A 14,893-nucleotide genomic window follows, 5' to 3' on the forward strand; every position below is an offset into this window, starting at 1 on the left:
TCCTCCTCCCTCTCCCCCCCCCCCCCCCCCCCCCCCCCCCCCCCCCCCCCCCCTCCTCCCCCCCCCCCCCCCCCCCCCCCCCCCCCCCCCCCCCCTGGGGGGGGGGGGGGGGGGGGCTGCTAGCGGTAGGTGACGTCGGACGAGGAGTACCGGCAGTGGGTGCCGTCGGGGCCCGAGCCGTTGGAGTCCGGCTCGTCCCCGTCGTCGTTGCCGATGTACTTCTGGCAGGGGACGATCTTCCGGCCGGAGTCCCCGATCACGGTGATGCCGCGCAGGGTCGCGCTGTCGCCGTAGTTGGTGTTGATGCCGACGATCCGGCTGCCCTTCCAGGTCACCTCGACATTGCTGAGGTTGATCGTCCGCTTGTACTGCGTGGAGCAGTTGCCGCAGGAGCGGACGAAGGTGCCGAAGTTCTTCACGGCGAACCCGGACACGTTCAGCGTCCCCGCCCCGTTGAACTGGAAGACCTTGTCGCTGGCCTCCTTGGCGCCGCCGCCGGTGACGGTGTAGACGTTCGACGACGAGGAGCCGCGGAAGGTGGCCGCGTCCTCGCCGACGTCCTCCCACCAGACGTTCTGCAACGTGCAGCTGCCCTTGCAGTGGATGCCGTCGGCGGCCGGGGCCCCGATGATGACGTTCTTGAGCACGGCGCCCGGAGCCAGCTCCAGGATCGGGCCCTGGTCCTCGTCCTGGCCGCCGGAGCCCAGGTCGCCGGTGCCGTACAGGCGCTTCATCCCGTAGTCCTTGGTGCCGGACACGGAGATGGTGGAGGAGACGCCCTGGCTGCCGTTCGGGGTCGGCCAGGTGGCGGCGTGTGCGGAGCCGGACCCGGTGGTCATGAGCATGCCAACCGAGACGCCGAGCGCGGCCAGCGCGCCGGTCAGCGCGCGACCGCCGGCGCGCGGTGATGTCGCTAACGTCATGTTCCGTTCCTTCTCTCTCGTGGGGGGATCGCGGGAGGGGGTCATCCGCCGTTCGTCTCTCTACGTGAACGACGTATGGCGACATGACCCCTCGACGCGCAGCCCGGACCTCTCGGTCAGGCTGTTGAACGGAACGTAGAGTGCAAGCGCTTTCTAGTCAACGCCCCGCGCACGGCGATTTCCCCGGTCGCGGCGCCGTGCCGGGGGTGCCGCCGCCGCGTCACACGGCCCGGTGGTACGGGTCCGGCACATGCGTCCGCGCGCCCAGCTCCCGGGCCGCGCGCTGGGCCCAGGAGGGGTCGCGCAGCAGCTCGCGGCCGAGCAGGACGGCGTCGGCCTCGCCGTTGGCCAGGATCTTCTCGGCCTGCTCCACCTCGGTGATCATGCCGACCGCCGCGACCGGCAGCGACGTCTCGGCCTTCACCCGCGCGGCGAACGGCACCTGGTAGCCGGGGCCGGTCGGGATGCGGACGCCGGAGGCGTTGCCGCCGGTGGAGACGTCGAGCAGGTCGACGCCGTGCGCCTGGAGTTCCCGGGCGAAGCGGACCGTGTCGTCGGCCGTCCAGCCGCCCTCCTCCAGCCACTCCGTGGCCGAGACGCGGAAGAATAGCGGCTTCTCCTCGGGCCACACCGCCCGCACGGCGTCGACGACCTCGAGGGCGAACCGGGTGCGGTTCTCGTAGGAGCCGCCGTAGGCGTCGGTGCGGTGGTTGGAGTGCGGCGAGAGGAACTCGTTGATCAGGTACCCGTGGGCGCCGTGGATCTCGATGATCTCGAACCCGGCGGCCAGGGCGCGGCGGGCCGCGTCGGCGAACTGCCCGACGATCTCCTGGATCTGCCCGGCCGTCAGCTCGGCCGGCACGGGGTGCCGCTCGTCGAAGGCGAGCGGGCTGGGTGCCAGCGGCTGCCAGCCGTGCGCCTCCGGGCCCACCGGTGCCCCGCCCTTCCAGGTGCGGTCGGTGGAGGCCTTGCGCCCCGCGTGAGCCAGCTGGACGGCGGGGACGGTGTTCTGCGACCGGAGGAAGCCGGTGATCCGGCGGAAGGCCGCCACCTGGGTGTCGTTCCACAGGCCGAGGTCGTACGGGGAGATCCGGCCCTCCGGGGACACGCCCGTGGCCTCGACCACGATCAGGCCCGTACCGCCGGCCGCGCGCGCCGCGTAGTGCGCGAAGTGCCAGTCGCCGGGGGCGCCGGTCGACGGCCCCGCGGGCTCGGCCGAGTACTGGCACATCGGCGGCATCCACACCCGGTTCGGGATGGTGACGTCGCGCAGGGTGAGGGGCTGGAAGAGGGTGGTCACGGCGGTGCTCCCATTCGTCGCGGGGCGGAGGAACGCGTCGTACGATAACCCTCGTAGTACGGTGGATGTCAAACTACGATGCTTCTCGTACAATGCAGAGGTCCCCGGACGAAGTGGAGCCAGCCCCGTGACCCCCGCCGCCACCGCCCCCAGCAGCCGCGATCTGCCGCATCCGGCGCGCGAGGAGATCCGGCTGGAGGGCGTGCTGCACGCGCTCTCCGACCCCATGCGGCTGCGCATCGTGCGCGAACTGGCCGCCGATCGCGACGAGCTGTCCTGTTCGCAGTTCGTCCTGCCGGTCACCAAGTCGACCACCACGCACCACTTCCGGGTGCTGCGCGAGAGCGGTGTGATCCGCCAGGTCTACCGGGGCACGGCCAAGATGAACGGCCTGCGCAGGGACGACCTGGACGGGCTCTTCCCGGGCCTGCTCGACGCGATCCTCGCCGCCGCCGACCGCGAGGCGGCCACCCTCGGTACCGCCTGAGACGGCCCGGCCCCTCGCACGGGCCCCGCCCCCCGGGCCGCCGACCGCCGGAGGGCCGCGATCAGGACGCGGTGGTGCGGGCCGCTGCCAGCAGGGACTCCCAGTCGGGCAGCTTCACCACACCGCGGCCGAGGGCCGCGCCCAGCTCCGCCTCGGCCCGCTCGATGGCCCGCCAGCCCTCCCACTCCACCGGCCGCAGCCCCTCGGCGCGCAGCGCGGTCAGCGGGTCCTCGGGCACCTCCCGGCGGCCGAGCACGGCGGCGTCGGCCAGCAGCGAGGTCACCGTCTCCTTCGCGCACGGGCGGTTGGTGCCGATGACGCCCGTCGGGCCGCGCTTGATCCAGCCGGCCACGTACACGCCCGGCACGACGGCCCTGCCGCTCAGCACCCGACCGGCGAGATGCGGCACCGTCCCGCTCGCCGCGTCGAACGGCAGCCCCTCCAGCGGCACCCCGCGGTAGCCGACCGACCGCAGCACCAGCTGGGCCTCGATCTCCTCGTACCGTCCGGTCCCGCGCACTCCGCCGCGGCCGTCCGGCGCCGTCCGCTCGAAGCGCACCGCGCCCACGCGGCCGCCGTCGGCGAGCAGCTCCACCGGGCGGAGGAAGAAGCGCACCGCGATGCGGTGACCGGCCTCGCGGCCGGGCGGGGCGGTCCAGCCGCGCAGCACCTCCACGTTCCTGCGCTGCGTCCCCGGCAGGGCGGAGGGGTCCTCGAACGCCGGGTCGAGGGCGGCCTCGGCCGGGTCCACCGCGACGGACGTGTCCGGCAGCGCGCCCAGCTCGCGCAGCTCCTTGGTGGTGAACCGGGCCTGCGACGGGCCGCGCCGGCCCACCATGTGGATGTCCCGCACCCGGCCGGCGGTGAGCGCGGTGAGCGCCGCCTGCGGCATGTCGGTGGGGCGCAGCTCGGCCGCGCCGCGCGCCAGCATCCGCGCCACGTCCACGGCGACGTTGCCCACGCCGATGACCACCGCCGACCGCGCGTCCTGCACGAACCCGTCGTCGACCGCGTCCGGATGCGCGCTGTACCAGGACACGAACTCCGTGGCGGACCAGCTGCCGGGCAGGTCCTCACCGGGAATGCCGAGGCGCCGGTCGGTGGCGGCGCCCACGCAGTACACCACCGCGTGGTACAGCTCCCGCAGCCGCGCGGCCGGCACCCCGCCCGCACCGACCGGCACACCGCCGAGGAAGCGGACCCGGTCGTGCTCCAGCACCGTGCGCAGGGTGTTCTGCAAGGACTTGATCTTCTCGTGGTCCGGCGCCACGCCGTACCGCACCAGGCCGTACGGGCACGGCAGCCGGTCCAGGACGTCGACGCGCACCACGGCGTCCTGCTGCACGAGGCTCTGGGCGGTGTAGCAACCGCTCGGTCCCGAGCCGATGACGGCGACACGCAGCACGGCGGGTCTCCCTTCCCCGGGTGCTTCCAGGATGGCACCGCCGCCCGTCCGCTGACAGGGTGCCGCGGGCATCCGGGGGCGCGTGTCCGTTCGTATGGAATGTGATCATGCGGTTACGTTCCGTGTGTGCTCGAAGCATTCTTCGCTGATCGTTCTCTTCAGCTTTCCGACCGCTGCCCGGACGACGCAGAGACGTCCGTGCGGCACGCCTGGGACGTGCGGGAGAGCGGCGGCACCACCTCGTGGTTCGACGTGCGCCTCGACTTCGCCGACGGCGCCCGGGTGGAGGTGCTCGCCGTGCTGTCCGGCCGGGGCGTGCGGATCGAGGACGTCCGGGCCCGGCCGGCGCTGTCCCTCGACGACCTGGCGGTGCTCGCCGAGTGGCTGGAGGTCCCGCTGACCGAGGCCTGCGGGCCGGCGGCCGGTGACCCGGGGCACCCCGCCGGCCGCCGGGCCCGGCCCGCGTGGCCGCGCGGCCGGGAAGGGGCGCGGCTCGTGGCGCGGGAGTACCGCGCCGCCCAGCAGGACGGCGCCGACCCGGTCCTGGCGGTGATGCGTGCGACCGGTCACAGCCGCCGCACCTCGCTGCGGATGATCGGCCGGGCGCGCGACGAGGGGTTCCTCACCCCGCGGCGCGCGCGGCGCTGACCGGAGCGGTCACCGCGTCCTCCGTGACCGGAGCGCTCAGAGCATCTTCCGCATCCGGGTGATCTCGCTCGTCTGCTGCGCGACCACGTCGTCCGCCATCTCCTCGATCTGCACGTTGTTGCCCTGCGCCTTCACGTCCCCGGCCATGGTGATCGCCCCTTCGTGATGGGTGATCATCAGCTTCAGGAAGAGTTCGTCGAACGCCTCGCCCTTCGCCGCGCGCAGCTTCTTCAGCTGCCCCTCCGTGGCCATGCCCGGCATCGTGGCGTGATCGTGCCCGCCACCGGTCTCCCGCTCCGCCTTGCCGTGTGTCTTCAGCCATCCCCGCATGGCCGCGATCTCCGGTTCCTGCGCGGCGGCGATGCGCTCGGCGAGCCGCTCGACCTGGCCCGACGCGGCCCGGTCCGGGACGAGTTCGGTCATCACCAGCGCCTGCTCGTGGTGCTGGATCATCATGCGGGCGTAACTCACGTCCGCCGCGTTGGGCGAGTCGTCGTCGGCGCGGTGCTTCGCCGCCTCCCCGGGGGACAGGGTGCGGTTGCCCTCGCCCGGTTTGCCCGGCGCGATCACCGAAGGGCCGTCCGCCGCCGCCGACTTGGTCTCCTCGCCGGAGTCGCAGGCCCCGAGGCCGAGCACGGCCAGGGCGGCGAACGAGGCGGTGGCGAGCGACGCGCGGGACGTGGAGCGGAAGAGCACGACGACCTCCTGGGCGGGGTGCGAGGGGCGGCACCTCGTGAGTGCCGTGAACGTCTTAGCACGCTTCCGCGTGTCACTGATCAAAAAACTTCATTACGTTCCCGTTGACCTCTGTTGGTATGGGCATGGCGAGACGATACTGCCGGGGTGCGTGACCGTTCCCCAGCGAACGGAACGAGGGAGGAAACAGTGATCCTGTTGAACGACCCGCGAACGCGTCGCAGACGCCTGGGAGTTGCGGCGGCCGCCGCCGGACTCCTGGCCGCGCTGGTCACCGCCGGTCCGGCCACCGCGATCCCCGACCCGGGGGACGGTCCGGCCGCGTCCAAGGAGGTGTCGGGCAGCGCCCGTGCCGAGGCGCGGGAGGCCATCGAGAGCGGTGCGATACCCGGCCAGGACGAGATCGTCCACTCCGCCAACATCGAGCTTCTCGCCAACGTCCCCAAGGACCAGCTGCCGGGCACCAATTCGGACCTGGCCTTCCAGGGGAAGTACGCGTTCGCCGGCAACTACGACGGCTTCCGCATCTTCGACATCAGCAACCCCAGGGCGCCCAGGACGGTCGCCCAGGTGCTCTGCCCGGGCTCGCAGAACGACATCTCCGTCTCCGGCGACCTGCTGTTCCTGTCGACCGACTCCTCGCGCAGCGACAGCAGTTGCAACAGCGCCACCCAGCCCGCGACCGAGAAGTCCTCCTGGGAGGGCATGAAGGTCTTCGACATCAGCGACAAGCGCAACCCGAAGTACGTCGCCGCCGTCGAGACCGCCTGCGGCTCGCACACCCACACGCTGGTGCCCGAGCGCCGCGACGTCTACGTCTACGTCTCCTCCTACTCGCCGAACGCCGCCTACCCCGACTGCCAGCCGCCGCACGACGGCATCTCGGTCATCAAGGTGCCGCGCAAGGCCCCCGAGAAGGCTGCGGTCGTGGGCTTCCCGGTGCTGTTCCCGGGTGAGGGCCCGGACGGCGGCGGCAACCCGGGCGGCCCCACCAACCCGGGTGTGTCCAAGACCACCGGCTGCCACGACATCACGGTGCTGCCGTCGAAGGACCTCGCGGCCGGCGCCTGCATGGGCGACGGCATCCTGTTCTCCATCAAGGACCCCGAGCGCCCGAAGGTGATCGACCGGGTCCAGGACAACGTCAACTTCGCGTTCTGGCACTCGGCCACCTTCAACCAGAAGGCGAACAAGGTCGTGTTCACCGACGAGCTGGGCGGCGGCGTCGGCGCCACCTGCAACGCCGAGATCGGCCCGAAGCGCGGCGCGAACGGCATCTACGACATCGTCGGCAAGGGCGACCGGAGCAAGCTGGTCTTCCGCAGCTACTTCAAGATCCCGCGCCACCAGGCGGACACGGAGAACTGCGTCGCCCACAACGGCTCGCTGATCCCGGTCAAGGGCCGCGACCTCATGGTCCAGGCCTGGTACCAGGGCGGTGTCTCCGTCTGGGAGTTCACGAACTCCAACCGGCCCAAGGAGATCGCCTACTTCGAGCGCGGCCCGCTGACCACCGACCGGATCGTCACCGGCGGCTCCTGGTCGGCGTACTACTACAACGGCTACATCTACTCGAACGACATCGCCAAGGGCCTCGACGTCCTCAAGCTCGACGACCGCCGCACCGACCCGGCCCGGTGGGTGCACCTGCGGGAGCTGAACGTCCAGACGCAGCCGGACTACTTCGACCGCGGCTGATCCGGCCCCGCGGGCCCGCCGCCCGGCGCGCACCGCGGTGCCGCGCCGGTCGCGAAGAACCGCGACAGATCCGTGTCGCACCCCCCGCCGGGCGCCTCGGCGCCCGGCGGGTCACCCAGCTCCCACGCCAGCCGGTACCGCCGGAACAACTCGGCCCGCAGCGCCGGCACCGGCATCGGCACCCCCGGCACCAGAGCGGCGTACACGGCGCCCATCAGCTGGGCGCGCAGCATCGGATAGTCGTGGTCGACGTCCCGCGACCCGTGCCGGGCGACGGTGTCCCGCAGCAGCTCGGCCAGCCGCCGCTGCTCCGGGCACACCACGAAACCCTCGGCCTGGAGCAGGCCCGCCATGTGCTGGCGCATCAGCACGGGCCGGTCCCGGGCCAGGCCCAGGATCGCGTCGATGGCCCGCGCCATGCGCTCCGCGCCGTCCTCGGTGCGCGGCTCGCGCTCGAGCGCCTCCTCCAGAGTGCGGTGCATCAGCCGGTGCACGGCGGACTGCACGAGCCGGCGCTTGCCGGGGAAGTAGTACGACACCAGACCCCGCGCCGAGCCCGCCCGGTCGGCGATGGCCCCGAGCGTGGTCGCCTCGTAACCGCGCTCGCCGACCAGCTCCACCGCCGCCTGGAGCAGCCGCTCCATGGAGCGTCTGCGCAACTCCGCATTGACCGAGGCGCTGCGCGGGGACATCCTGTAACTCCTGCGTTGACTGGCCGGCAGCCAACTATACTCGGCGCGTCCGGACCGGCACTCCGTGCGCAGGGCCGGCTCCTGTCCGTATCGGGCGACGCGGGGGATCGCCCGATACGGACGGACACACCCTGCCGGTGCCGGCTACGCGGCCCGGTCCACAGGCGGCGGCTCCTGCTCGTTCAGCACGCGCCGCACCCACCCCTCGGTCAGCCCCAGTTCGGCTGCCAGCTCCGGGAGCGGCACCCCTCGGCGATGGGCCGCCCGCAGCGCCCTGTTCCGCCGGTGCAGCAGCCGGTTGCCCGCCAGCGTCCGGTGCAGCACGACCGCCAGCCGGAGCAGCAGGCGGCCCATCACGTCGTCGACCCTGCCTCGCACGTCAGCCCCCTGTCCGTACACCGTCATCCGACCCGGAACCCACGGTCAGCGGTGCACGGCACCCCCACAAGGGCGTGGAACCGGCGCACGAACGCCTTCGGGGGGCGTCCCGGTGCCCCGTGCTCAGCCGACCAGGTCCAGGACCGCCCGCAGCGCGTCCGGCCGTTCGGCCACCGGCAGATGGTCCACGAAGTGGACCATGCAGCCGAGGGCCGCCGCGCCGCCGTCGGCCCGCCGGTCGTCACCGACCATCACGGTCCGCCCGGGATCGGCGCCCAGCTCCGCGCAGGCGGCGGCGAACAGCCGCGGGTCCGGCTTCTGGATGCCGTGCTCATAGGACAGCACGTACGTGTCCACATGGCGGTCCAGGCCGTGCCCGCGGAAGACCGGGCGCAGATCCCAGCCGATGTTGCTGACCACGCCGACGGCGATCCCGCGCTCGCGCAACGCCCCCAGCACCTCGGCGGCGTCGGGGTAGGGGCGCCATGCGGCCGGTGTCATGTGCCGGTCGTACAGGGCGTCGTGCAGCTCGGGGCGGGGGAGCGGCACCTGCCGGGACAGCCCGGTGTACACCGCCCGGTGCAGCTCGGCGCTGCGGTCCCGCTCCTCCCACGCCGGGGCGAGATGCCCGGGGATCCGGGACGGGGGCGCCCCGCCGGGCAGCGCCCCGGCCGCCTCCAGCGCCCGTGCCAGCTCGGCCGCCTCCGCCTCGGGCAGGGCCAGGCCGGTGTCGGCGAGCACGGCGCGCAGCCAGGTCTCGGTCGACTCGATGCGGAAGAGGGTGCCGGAGAAGTCGAACAGGACGGCGGTCATGCCGGGATGCTAGTGCCCGTCGCCCGCGGCCGGTCCGGTGCCCCCCGGGGGGTGCCACCTCCGGTGGGCGAGGACCGCGAGGGCCACCACCAGCGCGCCCAGCAGCCAGCCGCCGATCACGTCCGTGGCCCAGTGGACGCCCAGCCACACCCGGGTCACGCCGACACCGGCGACGGACACCACGGCGACGGCCGAAGCGGTCAGCCGCACCGCGCGGGGAGCGCCGTAGTGGTGCAGCAGCCACAGCAGCAGGCCGCACACGAACGTCGCGGTCATCGCGTGGCCGGAGGGGAAGGCCGCGAAGTGGGCGCTGTCCACGGGATCGGGCCAGACCGGGCGCTCCCGGCCCACCACGGCCTTGACCGCCTGTTGCAGCAGTGAGCCGGCGACGCAGGCCACGGCCAGCCACACGGCCGTCCACCGTTCCGCCAGCCGCCACCACAGCCACACCACCACCACCGCGGCCAGCAGCCGCATGGTCCAGGTGTCCCACACCCAGTCCGTCAGGATCCGGTTGGCCCGGGTCAGGCCCGCTTCGCCGACCGCCCAGCGGTGCGTGGTGCGTGAGACGTCCTCGTCCCAGGCGATCAGCGGACGCCATTCGGCCACGACCAGGCCGAGCAGCAGCACGGAGCACAGGCCGAGCGGCCAGAGGGCGCGCAGGGCGGTGCGGGACCGCGGCGGGCGGGGCGGTGAATGGAGGGTCGGCGTCCGCATGCAGCGATACTGGCCGAACCCGGGGCCTTGAAACCACCTCCGGGCGACACGGTGGGCCACCGGCGCCCCTCCGGGACCGGCGTCGGGCAGGCGCGGCGGTCAGCCCAGCGCCCGCAGCCCCGGTACGAACGCCACCAGCACCGGCACGACCGGCACCAGTGACGCCGCCGCGGTCAGCCGCAGGCGCCGGCCCGCCGTCAGCCGGTCCGGCGGTGTGAGCAGCCGGTGGACCCGCTGCGGGACATGGGCCTGGGCGGCCGGGCAGGGGCCGAAGACCCCGCGGTCCTCGTTGAGTTCCACCAGGGCCAGGGCGGTCGTCAGCCGGCCGAAGCGGCGCGAGGCCACGTCATCGGCCGCCAGCTCGACCAGGCGGTGCATCTCGTCACGGAACGCCGCGAACACCGGCACCTGCGGGAACCCGCTCGCGAGCGCCGCCGAGCAGTGCAGCAGCCAGTCGTGCCGGGCCCGTGCGTGGCCCTGCTCGTGGGCGAGCACCGCGTCCAGCTGCCGGCCCTTCAGCCGGCGCAACGCGGCGGTGGTCACGACCAGTTGCGGCGGGCTGCCCGGCAGCCACCAGGCCTCCGGCCGCTCGCTCTCCAGGACCACCAGCGGCCCCGTGTCGGCGCTCTCACCCGGCAGCAGCGGGGAGCGCTCACGGAGTGCGACGCGACGCGCCCGGCGCCGCGCACGGGCCCGTACGACCTCCCGGACCAGCATCGCCGCCGTCCACAGCCCGCCGCACGCCAGCGTCACCGCGGTCGTCGCCGCCCAGTGGCCGGCCGAGCCGAGCGCATAGGCCTCCACGACCGCGCGCGGCGCCGTGGCGAACACCTGACCGCCCACCGCGTGCCACGTCGCCGCCGCGCTGAGCGTCATCGACAGGGCGCAGCACACCAGGACCGCCGCCACCACGCACTGCCACGCCCACAGCGCCACCACCGGTTCGCGGTCCGGCCAGTCGGCCCGGGCGAGCAGCCGGGGAGCGGCGACGGCGGTCAGGGCACCGAGCAGCAACAGGGCCGCGGGGAGGATCATGGGGGCAGCCTATGAGCGCGGGAGGGCGCGAGGCACGGCCCGCCGCGGCAAAGTGACGCAGTCAACGGCCCCGCCGGGCCCGGCGTCACATCGTCAGGAGCATCGCCAGCATCGCGATGCCCATGGACAGCCGGCACGCGCGGGCCAGTTCCGGCCGGTCGCCCCACCCGGACGACGGGCCGCCGCCCGCGACGGCGGGGACGGGAACCAGGCGCACCCCGGTCAGCAGGACGTACCCCGCGAAGTAGAGCAGCAGGGCGCCCGTCAGCAGGGGGACGCCCGAGCCGGCGGCGCCGTGGGCGTGCGCGTGGGCGGGGGAGCCCGCCATGACGACCGCCATGTACACCATGGCCCCGGCACCGACGAGATGGTGCAGGTGGTGCGGGCCGCTCCTGGCCGCCCACAGGGCGCGCAGCCCCGCGGCCCCGAACACGACGGCGTAGCCCCCCCAGACCCAGCCGGGCGGGGTGAACACCGCCGCCGGGACGGCCATCGCGGCCATGCCGAAACCCATCAGCGCCTCGCCGCCCGCGGCGCTGCGCTGCTCCTCGACGCCGCTGCGCATCCGCAGCAGGCAGTAAGCACCGGTCGCCGCGCACAGCGCGACCAGCAGCCAGCCGGACGACGCCGGTCCGTGCACACGCACCTCCCCGCTCGACGGTCGGTCAAGCAACTGCCCCGACCGCGCGGTGCGCACGCGAGCGCACAGGCGCACCCGGGGAGCGTGCGGCGGCCCACTCGGCGCTGCGCGCGGTGCGCGGGCCTCGGTCCTTCACGAGTAAAACACTCGCTAAAGTAGGACCTCATGAGCAGTGCGACCCCCACCTCCACCGCAGGAGGCCGGACCCTCCGGCGGCTGCCGCTGGCCGGCGCACTCCGGCTGCGACGCCCCTCCGACATCTGGTTCAAGCCCGCCCTCAGCTCGGTGGCCGCGGTCGCCCCGCCCAACCTGATCCTGCTGGCCCTCGGCCGGCTCGACCTGGCGATGTACACCATGGCCGGGTCCCTGTGCGCCCTGTACGCCCACAACCGCCCCTACGCCGCCCGCGCCCGCGCGCTGGCCTGGGTGGTCCTGGGCATGGTCGGGGGCGTCGCCGTCGCCCTGGTCACCGCCTCGCTGACCCGGAACGCGGTCGTCCTCGTCACCGTCGGGGCCCTGCTCGCCGCCGCGCAGAAGGTGCTGTGCGACGCCACCCGGATCGGCCCGCCCGGCAACGTCGTCCTCACCTTCATCAGCTCCGCCTCGCTGTTCGTGCCGCAGACCCTCGGACAGGTCCCCGGCCACCTGGCGCTGGCCGCCGCGGCGGGCGCCTGGGCCTGGCTCGTCGGCATGGCCCCCGGCCTGGTCCGCCCGCACGGCCCCGAGCGCCGCGCCACCGCCCACGCCCTGCGCGCCGCCGCCGCGTACGCCGACACCCGCGGCACCGGCGACGGGAGCACCGAGGCCCGTGCCGCCGGGTACGCCGCCGTGCAGACGGCCTGGCAGTCGTTGCCGCCCCTGCCGCGGTCCGGCGCCCGTGCCGCCACCCGGCGCGCCCTGGAGCGGCTCGTCGTCCGCGCCGAGGTGGCGCTCGCCGCCCCCGCGGACGCCGACCCCGAGCGGCTGCGCGGCTGGGCCCGCGATCTGCGCGGCACCGGCCGCGTCCCCCGGACCGGCGACGGCCCCGCCGGCGCGGACGAACTGCTCGGCGCCGAGGCCGAGTCGACCGCCCGGCCGCTGCCGCTGCCGCTGCGGCGCCGGCTCGCTCCGCTCGCCCCGATCGCCGTACGCACCGCCCTCGGCTGCGCGCTCGCCGGGTACGCCTCCCTGGCCCTAGGCATCGGCCGCCCCTACTGGGCCCTGGTCACCGCCGCCGCGCTCTACCAGGCCAACCTCGTCCTCACCTGGAGCCGGACCGTCCAGCGCGTCGTCGGCAACCTCGCCGGGGTGCTGCTGTTCGCCGCGATCGCGCCGCTCGCCCACCTCGGCCAGGCCCTGCTCGTGCTGCTCTGCCTCGCCCTGAACTTCGGCGCCGAGGCGCTCATCTCCCGCAACTACTGGCTCGGCAGCGTCTGCGTGACGCCGATGGCGCTGCTCATCACGGAGTTCGCGGGCTACGGGCATCCCGGTGAGCTGATCGCCGAGCGGGTCGTGGACACCCTCGTCGGTGCCCTGGTCGGCTTCCTGGCCGCGGTCGCCGTCACCAACCGCCGGGCCGGCGACCGCGTCGAGCAGGCGCTGACCGCCGTCGACCGCGCCCGCGAGCGCGCCGCCCGCGTCCTGGCCGAGCCCGCCCCGGCCCCCGGCGCCCTGGACGCCGCCCGGCGCTCCCTCGTCGCCGCCCTGGCCGATCTGCGGGCCACGGCCGACGCCGCGGCGGGCGAGTGGTGGCAGCGTTCCCTGCCGCAGGAGCGGGTCCTCCGCGCCGAGCAGGCCGGACACCGTACGCTCGCGGCCACGGTACGGCGTGGACGGGCCGGCCGGGACCAGGACACCGACCCCACGGCGGACACGATGACGGACACGGCGACGGGCACCACGCCGGACACCACTACGGGCACCACTACGGAGGACGTACGGCCATGACGGCACGGGAGGCAGGACCGCCGCGCGGGGCGGCGGCGCCGGCCGGGGCAGCGACCCCAGGCGGCCCGTCGGCGCCCGGTGCTCCCACGGCGCCCGGTGAGGCGCGCGGGGACGTCGTCGCCGGGGTGGTGCGGCAGTGGCGGGCGGTGCACCCCGGCCTCGACACCGCCCCCATGGAGATCATCGGCCGCATCAACCGCTGCGCCGCCCTCCTCCAGCAGGCCGAGGACGCCCCGCTGCGCCGGGCCGGGCTCAGCCGCGCGGAGTTCGACCTGCTCGGCGCGCTGCGCCGCACCGGGCACGAACTGACCCCGGGAGACTTGGCCCGGGAGACCTTCTCCTCCGGCGCCGCCGTCACCAAGCGCCTCAAACACCTCACCGAGCGCGGCCTCGTCGAGCGCCGCGGCGACACCCGCGACCGCCGCGTCGCCCATGTCCGCCTCACGGACGCCGGCCGCGACCTCGTCGACGCGATCCTGCCCGAACAGCTCGCCTACGAGAGCGCCGCCCTCTCCGGGCTGCCGGCGCCGCACCGGGGCGAGCTCGCCGCGCTCCTCGGCGACCTCCTCGTCCAGCTGGAGGGCCGGCTGGGCGGCCTGCGCGGGTGAGGCACCCGGCGCCGGCGGCGGCTCAGCCCGCGAAGTCCCCCCGGTACACCCCGAACATCGCCATCTGCGGGTCCCGCAGCACGGCGATGCGGGGGCCGTCGGGCAGCGAGGTGGGAACCATGAGCGGCACCCCGCCGCTCTCCACCGAGTCGGCGGTGGCGGCGTCCACGTCGGCCACCGCGAAGTACGGCAGCCAGTGCGCCGGCACCTCGTGCGGGAACTTGTCGTCCATCGCCACCATCCCCCCGAAGTCCGCGCCGTCCAGACTCCACCGCGGGTAGCGGTCGGCGGTGTCCGCACGCCAGCCGAACACCCTGCCGTAGAACTCGGCCGCCCGCTCCGGCTCCCTGGTCAGCAGCTCCACCCAGCCCAGCGTGCCGGGCGCGTTGAACAGCCCGGCCCCCGCGAAGGCACCGGCCTGCCACAGCTGGAAGACGGCGCCCGTCGGGTCCGCGGCCACCGCGAAGCGGCCCGCGTCGAGCACGTCCCGCGGGCCGAGCAGCATCGCCCCGCCCGCGGCGGTCACCTCGCCTGCGGCGGCCTCCGCGTCGGCCACCGCGAACGACACGTTCCAGGCGACCGGCTGGCCGGGCTGGTACAGCGGCGCGAGGCCCGCGACCGGCGCGGCACCGAGATGCGCGACCGTGTAGCCGCCCGCCTCGTGCCGCGCGTCCGTCTCGGGGCGCCAGCCGAACAGCTTGGTGTAGAACCGCTTGGCCGACTCCAGGTCGCTGGTGCCCAGCTCGGCCCAGCAGGGCCCGCCGGTCACCGGGGCGTCGAGCTTCATGGTGCGGGCGTCCTTCCGCGGTCGGTCGTCCCCTCCAGCACGCTAAGCCGCGGCCCGCGCCCCGGCCATCCGGCGGCGACCGGGTGGTGCGTGCTGCGCCGCCCGGCGTATCCTCGGGCCCGTACCGCACACCGCGTGGC

At 74.5% G+C, this 14,893-nt stretch carries 16 protein-coding genes; 5 read left to right on the forward strand and 11 right to left on the reverse strand.

Annotation, left to right across the window (positions count from 1 at the left end; translation table 11 throughout):
- Window positions 1–119: 119 nt before the first annotated feature.
- Both ACZ45Q_RS29900 and ACZ45Q_RS29905 read right to left on the reverse strand, forming a co-directional pair.
- On the reverse strand, window positions 120–923 hold the full coding sequence (locus tag ACZ45Q_RS29900; protein ID WP_468267019.1) for a pectate lyase: 804 nt from the start codon (window positions 921–923) through the stop codon (window positions 120–122).
- Window positions 924–1,143: 220 nt separating this feature from the next.
- The gene (locus ACZ45Q_RS29905) at window positions 1,144–2,223 is read right to left on the reverse strand and encodes an NADH:flavin oxidoreductase/NADH oxidase (RefSeq protein ID WP_468267021.1); all 1,080 of its coding nucleotides are present in this window, start codon (window positions 2,221–2,223) and stop codon (window positions 1,144–1,146) included.
- A gap of 127 nt (window positions 2,224–2,350) precedes the next feature.
- Between ACZ45Q_RS29905 and ACZ45Q_RS29910 the strand changes: the two genes are divergently transcribed.
- Complete coding sequence (locus tag ACZ45Q_RS29910; RefSeq protein WP_468267023.1) at window positions 2,351–2,710, forward strand: ArsR/SmtB family transcription factor; 360 nt, start codon at window positions 2,351–2,353, stop codon at window positions 2,708–2,710.
- A gap of 61 nt (window positions 2,711–2,771) precedes the next feature.
- Here the strand turns inward: ACZ45Q_RS29910 and ACZ45Q_RS29915 are convergent, their stop codons facing one another.
- A complete protein-coding gene (locus ACZ45Q_RS29915) occupies window positions 2,772–4,115 on the reverse strand; it encodes an FAD-dependent oxidoreductase (RefSeq protein ID WP_468267025.1) in 1,344 nt (447 codons plus the stop codon).
- Window positions 4,116–4,313: 198 nt separating this feature from the next.
- On the opposite strand from ACZ45Q_RS29915, the gene ACZ45Q_RS29920 reads away from it, so the two are divergent.
- The gene (locus ACZ45Q_RS29920) at window positions 4,314–4,763 is read left to right on the forward strand and encodes a DUF6214 family protein (protein ID WP_468267313.1); all 450 of its coding nucleotides are present in this window, start codon (window positions 4,314–4,316) and stop codon (window positions 4,761–4,763) included.
- Between the two features lie 36 nt (window positions 4,764–4,799).
- On the opposite strand, the gene ACZ45Q_RS29925 is transcribed toward ACZ45Q_RS29920, so the two are convergent.
- Window positions 4,800–5,459, reverse strand: coding sequence for a DUF305 domain-containing protein (locus tag ACZ45Q_RS29925; protein WP_468267027.1), 660 nt, complete (start codon window positions 5,457–5,459; stop codon window positions 4,800–4,802).
- Between the two features lie 189 nt (window positions 5,460–5,648).
- On the opposite strand from ACZ45Q_RS29925, the gene ACZ45Q_RS29930 reads away from it, so the two are divergent.
- A complete protein-coding gene (locus ACZ45Q_RS29930) occupies window positions 5,649–7,157 on the forward strand; it encodes an LVIVD repeat-containing protein (RefSeq protein WP_468267029.1) in 1,509 nt (502 codons plus the stop codon).
- Here the strand turns inward: ACZ45Q_RS29930 and ACZ45Q_RS29935 are convergent.
- The 6 genes from ACZ45Q_RS29935 to ACZ45Q_RS29960 form a co-directional block, all read right to left on the reverse strand.
- Window positions 7,139–7,849 carry a TetR/AcrR family transcriptional regulator gene (locus ACZ45Q_RS29935; RefSeq protein WP_468267031.1) on the reverse strand — a complete coding sequence of 237 codons (711 nt, stop codon included), beginning with the start codon at window positions 7,847–7,849 and terminating at the stop codon, window positions 7,139–7,141. The two genes, ACZ45Q_RS29930 and ACZ45Q_RS29935, sit on opposite strands and share 19 nt — an antisense overlap.
- A 144-nt stretch (window positions 7,850–7,993) precedes the next feature.
- The gene (locus ACZ45Q_RS29940) at window positions 7,994–8,227 is read right to left on the reverse strand and encodes a hypothetical protein (RefSeq protein WP_468267033.1); all 234 of its coding nucleotides are present in this window, start codon (window positions 8,225–8,227) and stop codon (window positions 7,994–7,996) included.
- 123 nt (window positions 8,228–8,350) lie between these two features.
- On the reverse strand, window positions 8,351–9,040 hold the full coding sequence (locus tag ACZ45Q_RS29945; protein ID WP_468267035.1) for an HAD family hydrolase: 690 nt from the start codon (window positions 9,038–9,040) through the stop codon (window positions 8,351–8,353).
- 9 nt (window positions 9,041–9,049) lie between these two features.
- Window positions 9,050–9,757: a phosphatase PAP2 family protein gene (locus ACZ45Q_RS29950; RefSeq protein WP_468267037.1), complete on the reverse strand. Its 708-nt coding sequence runs from the start codon at window positions 9,755–9,757 to the stop codon at window positions 9,050–9,052.
- Window positions 9,758–9,856: 99 nt separating this feature from the next.
- Window positions 9,857–10,792, reverse strand: coding sequence for a M56 family metallopeptidase (locus ACZ45Q_RS29955; RefSeq protein WP_468267039.1), 936 nt, complete (start codon window positions 10,790–10,792; stop codon window positions 9,857–9,859).
- An 85-nt stretch (window positions 10,793–10,877) separates the two neighbouring features.
- On the reverse strand, window positions 10,878–11,432 hold the full coding sequence (locus tag ACZ45Q_RS29960; protein WP_468267041.1) for a DUF5134 domain-containing protein: 555 nt from the start codon (window positions 11,430–11,432) through the stop codon (window positions 10,878–10,880).
- Window positions 11,433–11,597: 165 nt separating this feature from the next.
- Between ACZ45Q_RS29960 and ACZ45Q_RS29965 the strand changes: the two genes are divergently transcribed.
- Together ACZ45Q_RS29965 and ACZ45Q_RS29970 are read left to right on the forward strand one after the other, a co-directional pair.
- Window positions 11,598–13,358, forward strand: a complete 1,761-nt coding sequence (locus ACZ45Q_RS29965; RefSeq protein WP_468267043.1) for an FUSC family protein — start codon at window positions 11,598–11,600, stop codon at window positions 13,356–13,358.
- Window positions 13,355–13,966 carry a MarR family winged helix-turn-helix transcriptional regulator gene (locus ACZ45Q_RS29970; protein ID WP_468267045.1) on the forward strand — a complete coding sequence of 204 codons (612 nt, stop codon included), beginning with the start codon at window positions 13,355–13,357 and terminating at the stop codon, window positions 13,964–13,966. Before ACZ45Q_RS29965 ends, ACZ45Q_RS29970 begins: the two co-directional genes overlap by 4 nt.
- A 22-nt stretch (window positions 13,967–13,988) precedes the next feature.
- Here the strand turns inward: ACZ45Q_RS29970 and ACZ45Q_RS29975 are convergent, their stop codons facing one another.
- On the reverse strand, window positions 13,989–14,753 hold the full coding sequence (locus tag ACZ45Q_RS29975; RefSeq protein ID WP_468267047.1) for a VOC family protein: 765 nt from the start codon (window positions 14,751–14,753) through the stop codon (window positions 13,989–13,991).
- Window positions 14,754–14,893: the final 140 nt, after the last annotated feature.

It is taken from the genome of Streptomyces sp. NPDC031049, from assembly GCF_055571015.1.

Bases quoted from the DNA above. Each gene is read 5' to 3' on its own strand.
- ACZ45Q_RS29945 (WP_468267035.1), bottom strand. From the start codon at position 9,040: ATGACCGCCGTCCTGTTCGACTTCTCCGGCACCCTCTTCCGCATCGAG.
- ACZ45Q_RS29965 (WP_468267043.1), top strand. From the start codon at position 11,598: ATGAGCAGTGCGACCCCCACCTCCACCGCAGGAGGCCGGACCCTCCGG.
- ACZ45Q_RS29900 (WP_468267019.1), bottom strand. From the start codon at position 923: ATGACGTTAGCGACATCACCGCGCGCCGGCGGTCGCGCGCTGACCGGC.
- ACZ45Q_RS29975 (WP_468267047.1), bottom strand. From the start codon at position 14,753: ATGAAGCTCGACGCCCCGGTGACCGGCGGGCCCTGCTGGGCCGAGCTG.
- ACZ45Q_RS29935 (WP_468267031.1), bottom strand. From the start codon at position 7,849: ATGTCCCCGCGCAGCGCCTCGGTCAATGCGGAGTTGCGCAGACGCTCC.
- ACZ45Q_RS29950 (WP_468267037.1), bottom strand. From the start codon at position 9,757: ATGCGGACGCCGACCCTCCATTCACCGCCCCGCCCGCCGCGGTCCCGC.
- ACZ45Q_RS29955 (WP_468267039.1), bottom strand. From the start codon at position 10,792: ATGATCCTCCCCGCGGCCCTGTTGCTGCTCGGTGCCCTGACCGCCGTC.
- ACZ45Q_RS29970 (WP_468267045.1), top strand. From the start codon at position 13,355: ATGACGGCACGGGAGGCAGGACCGCCGCGCGGGGCGGCGGCGCCGGCC.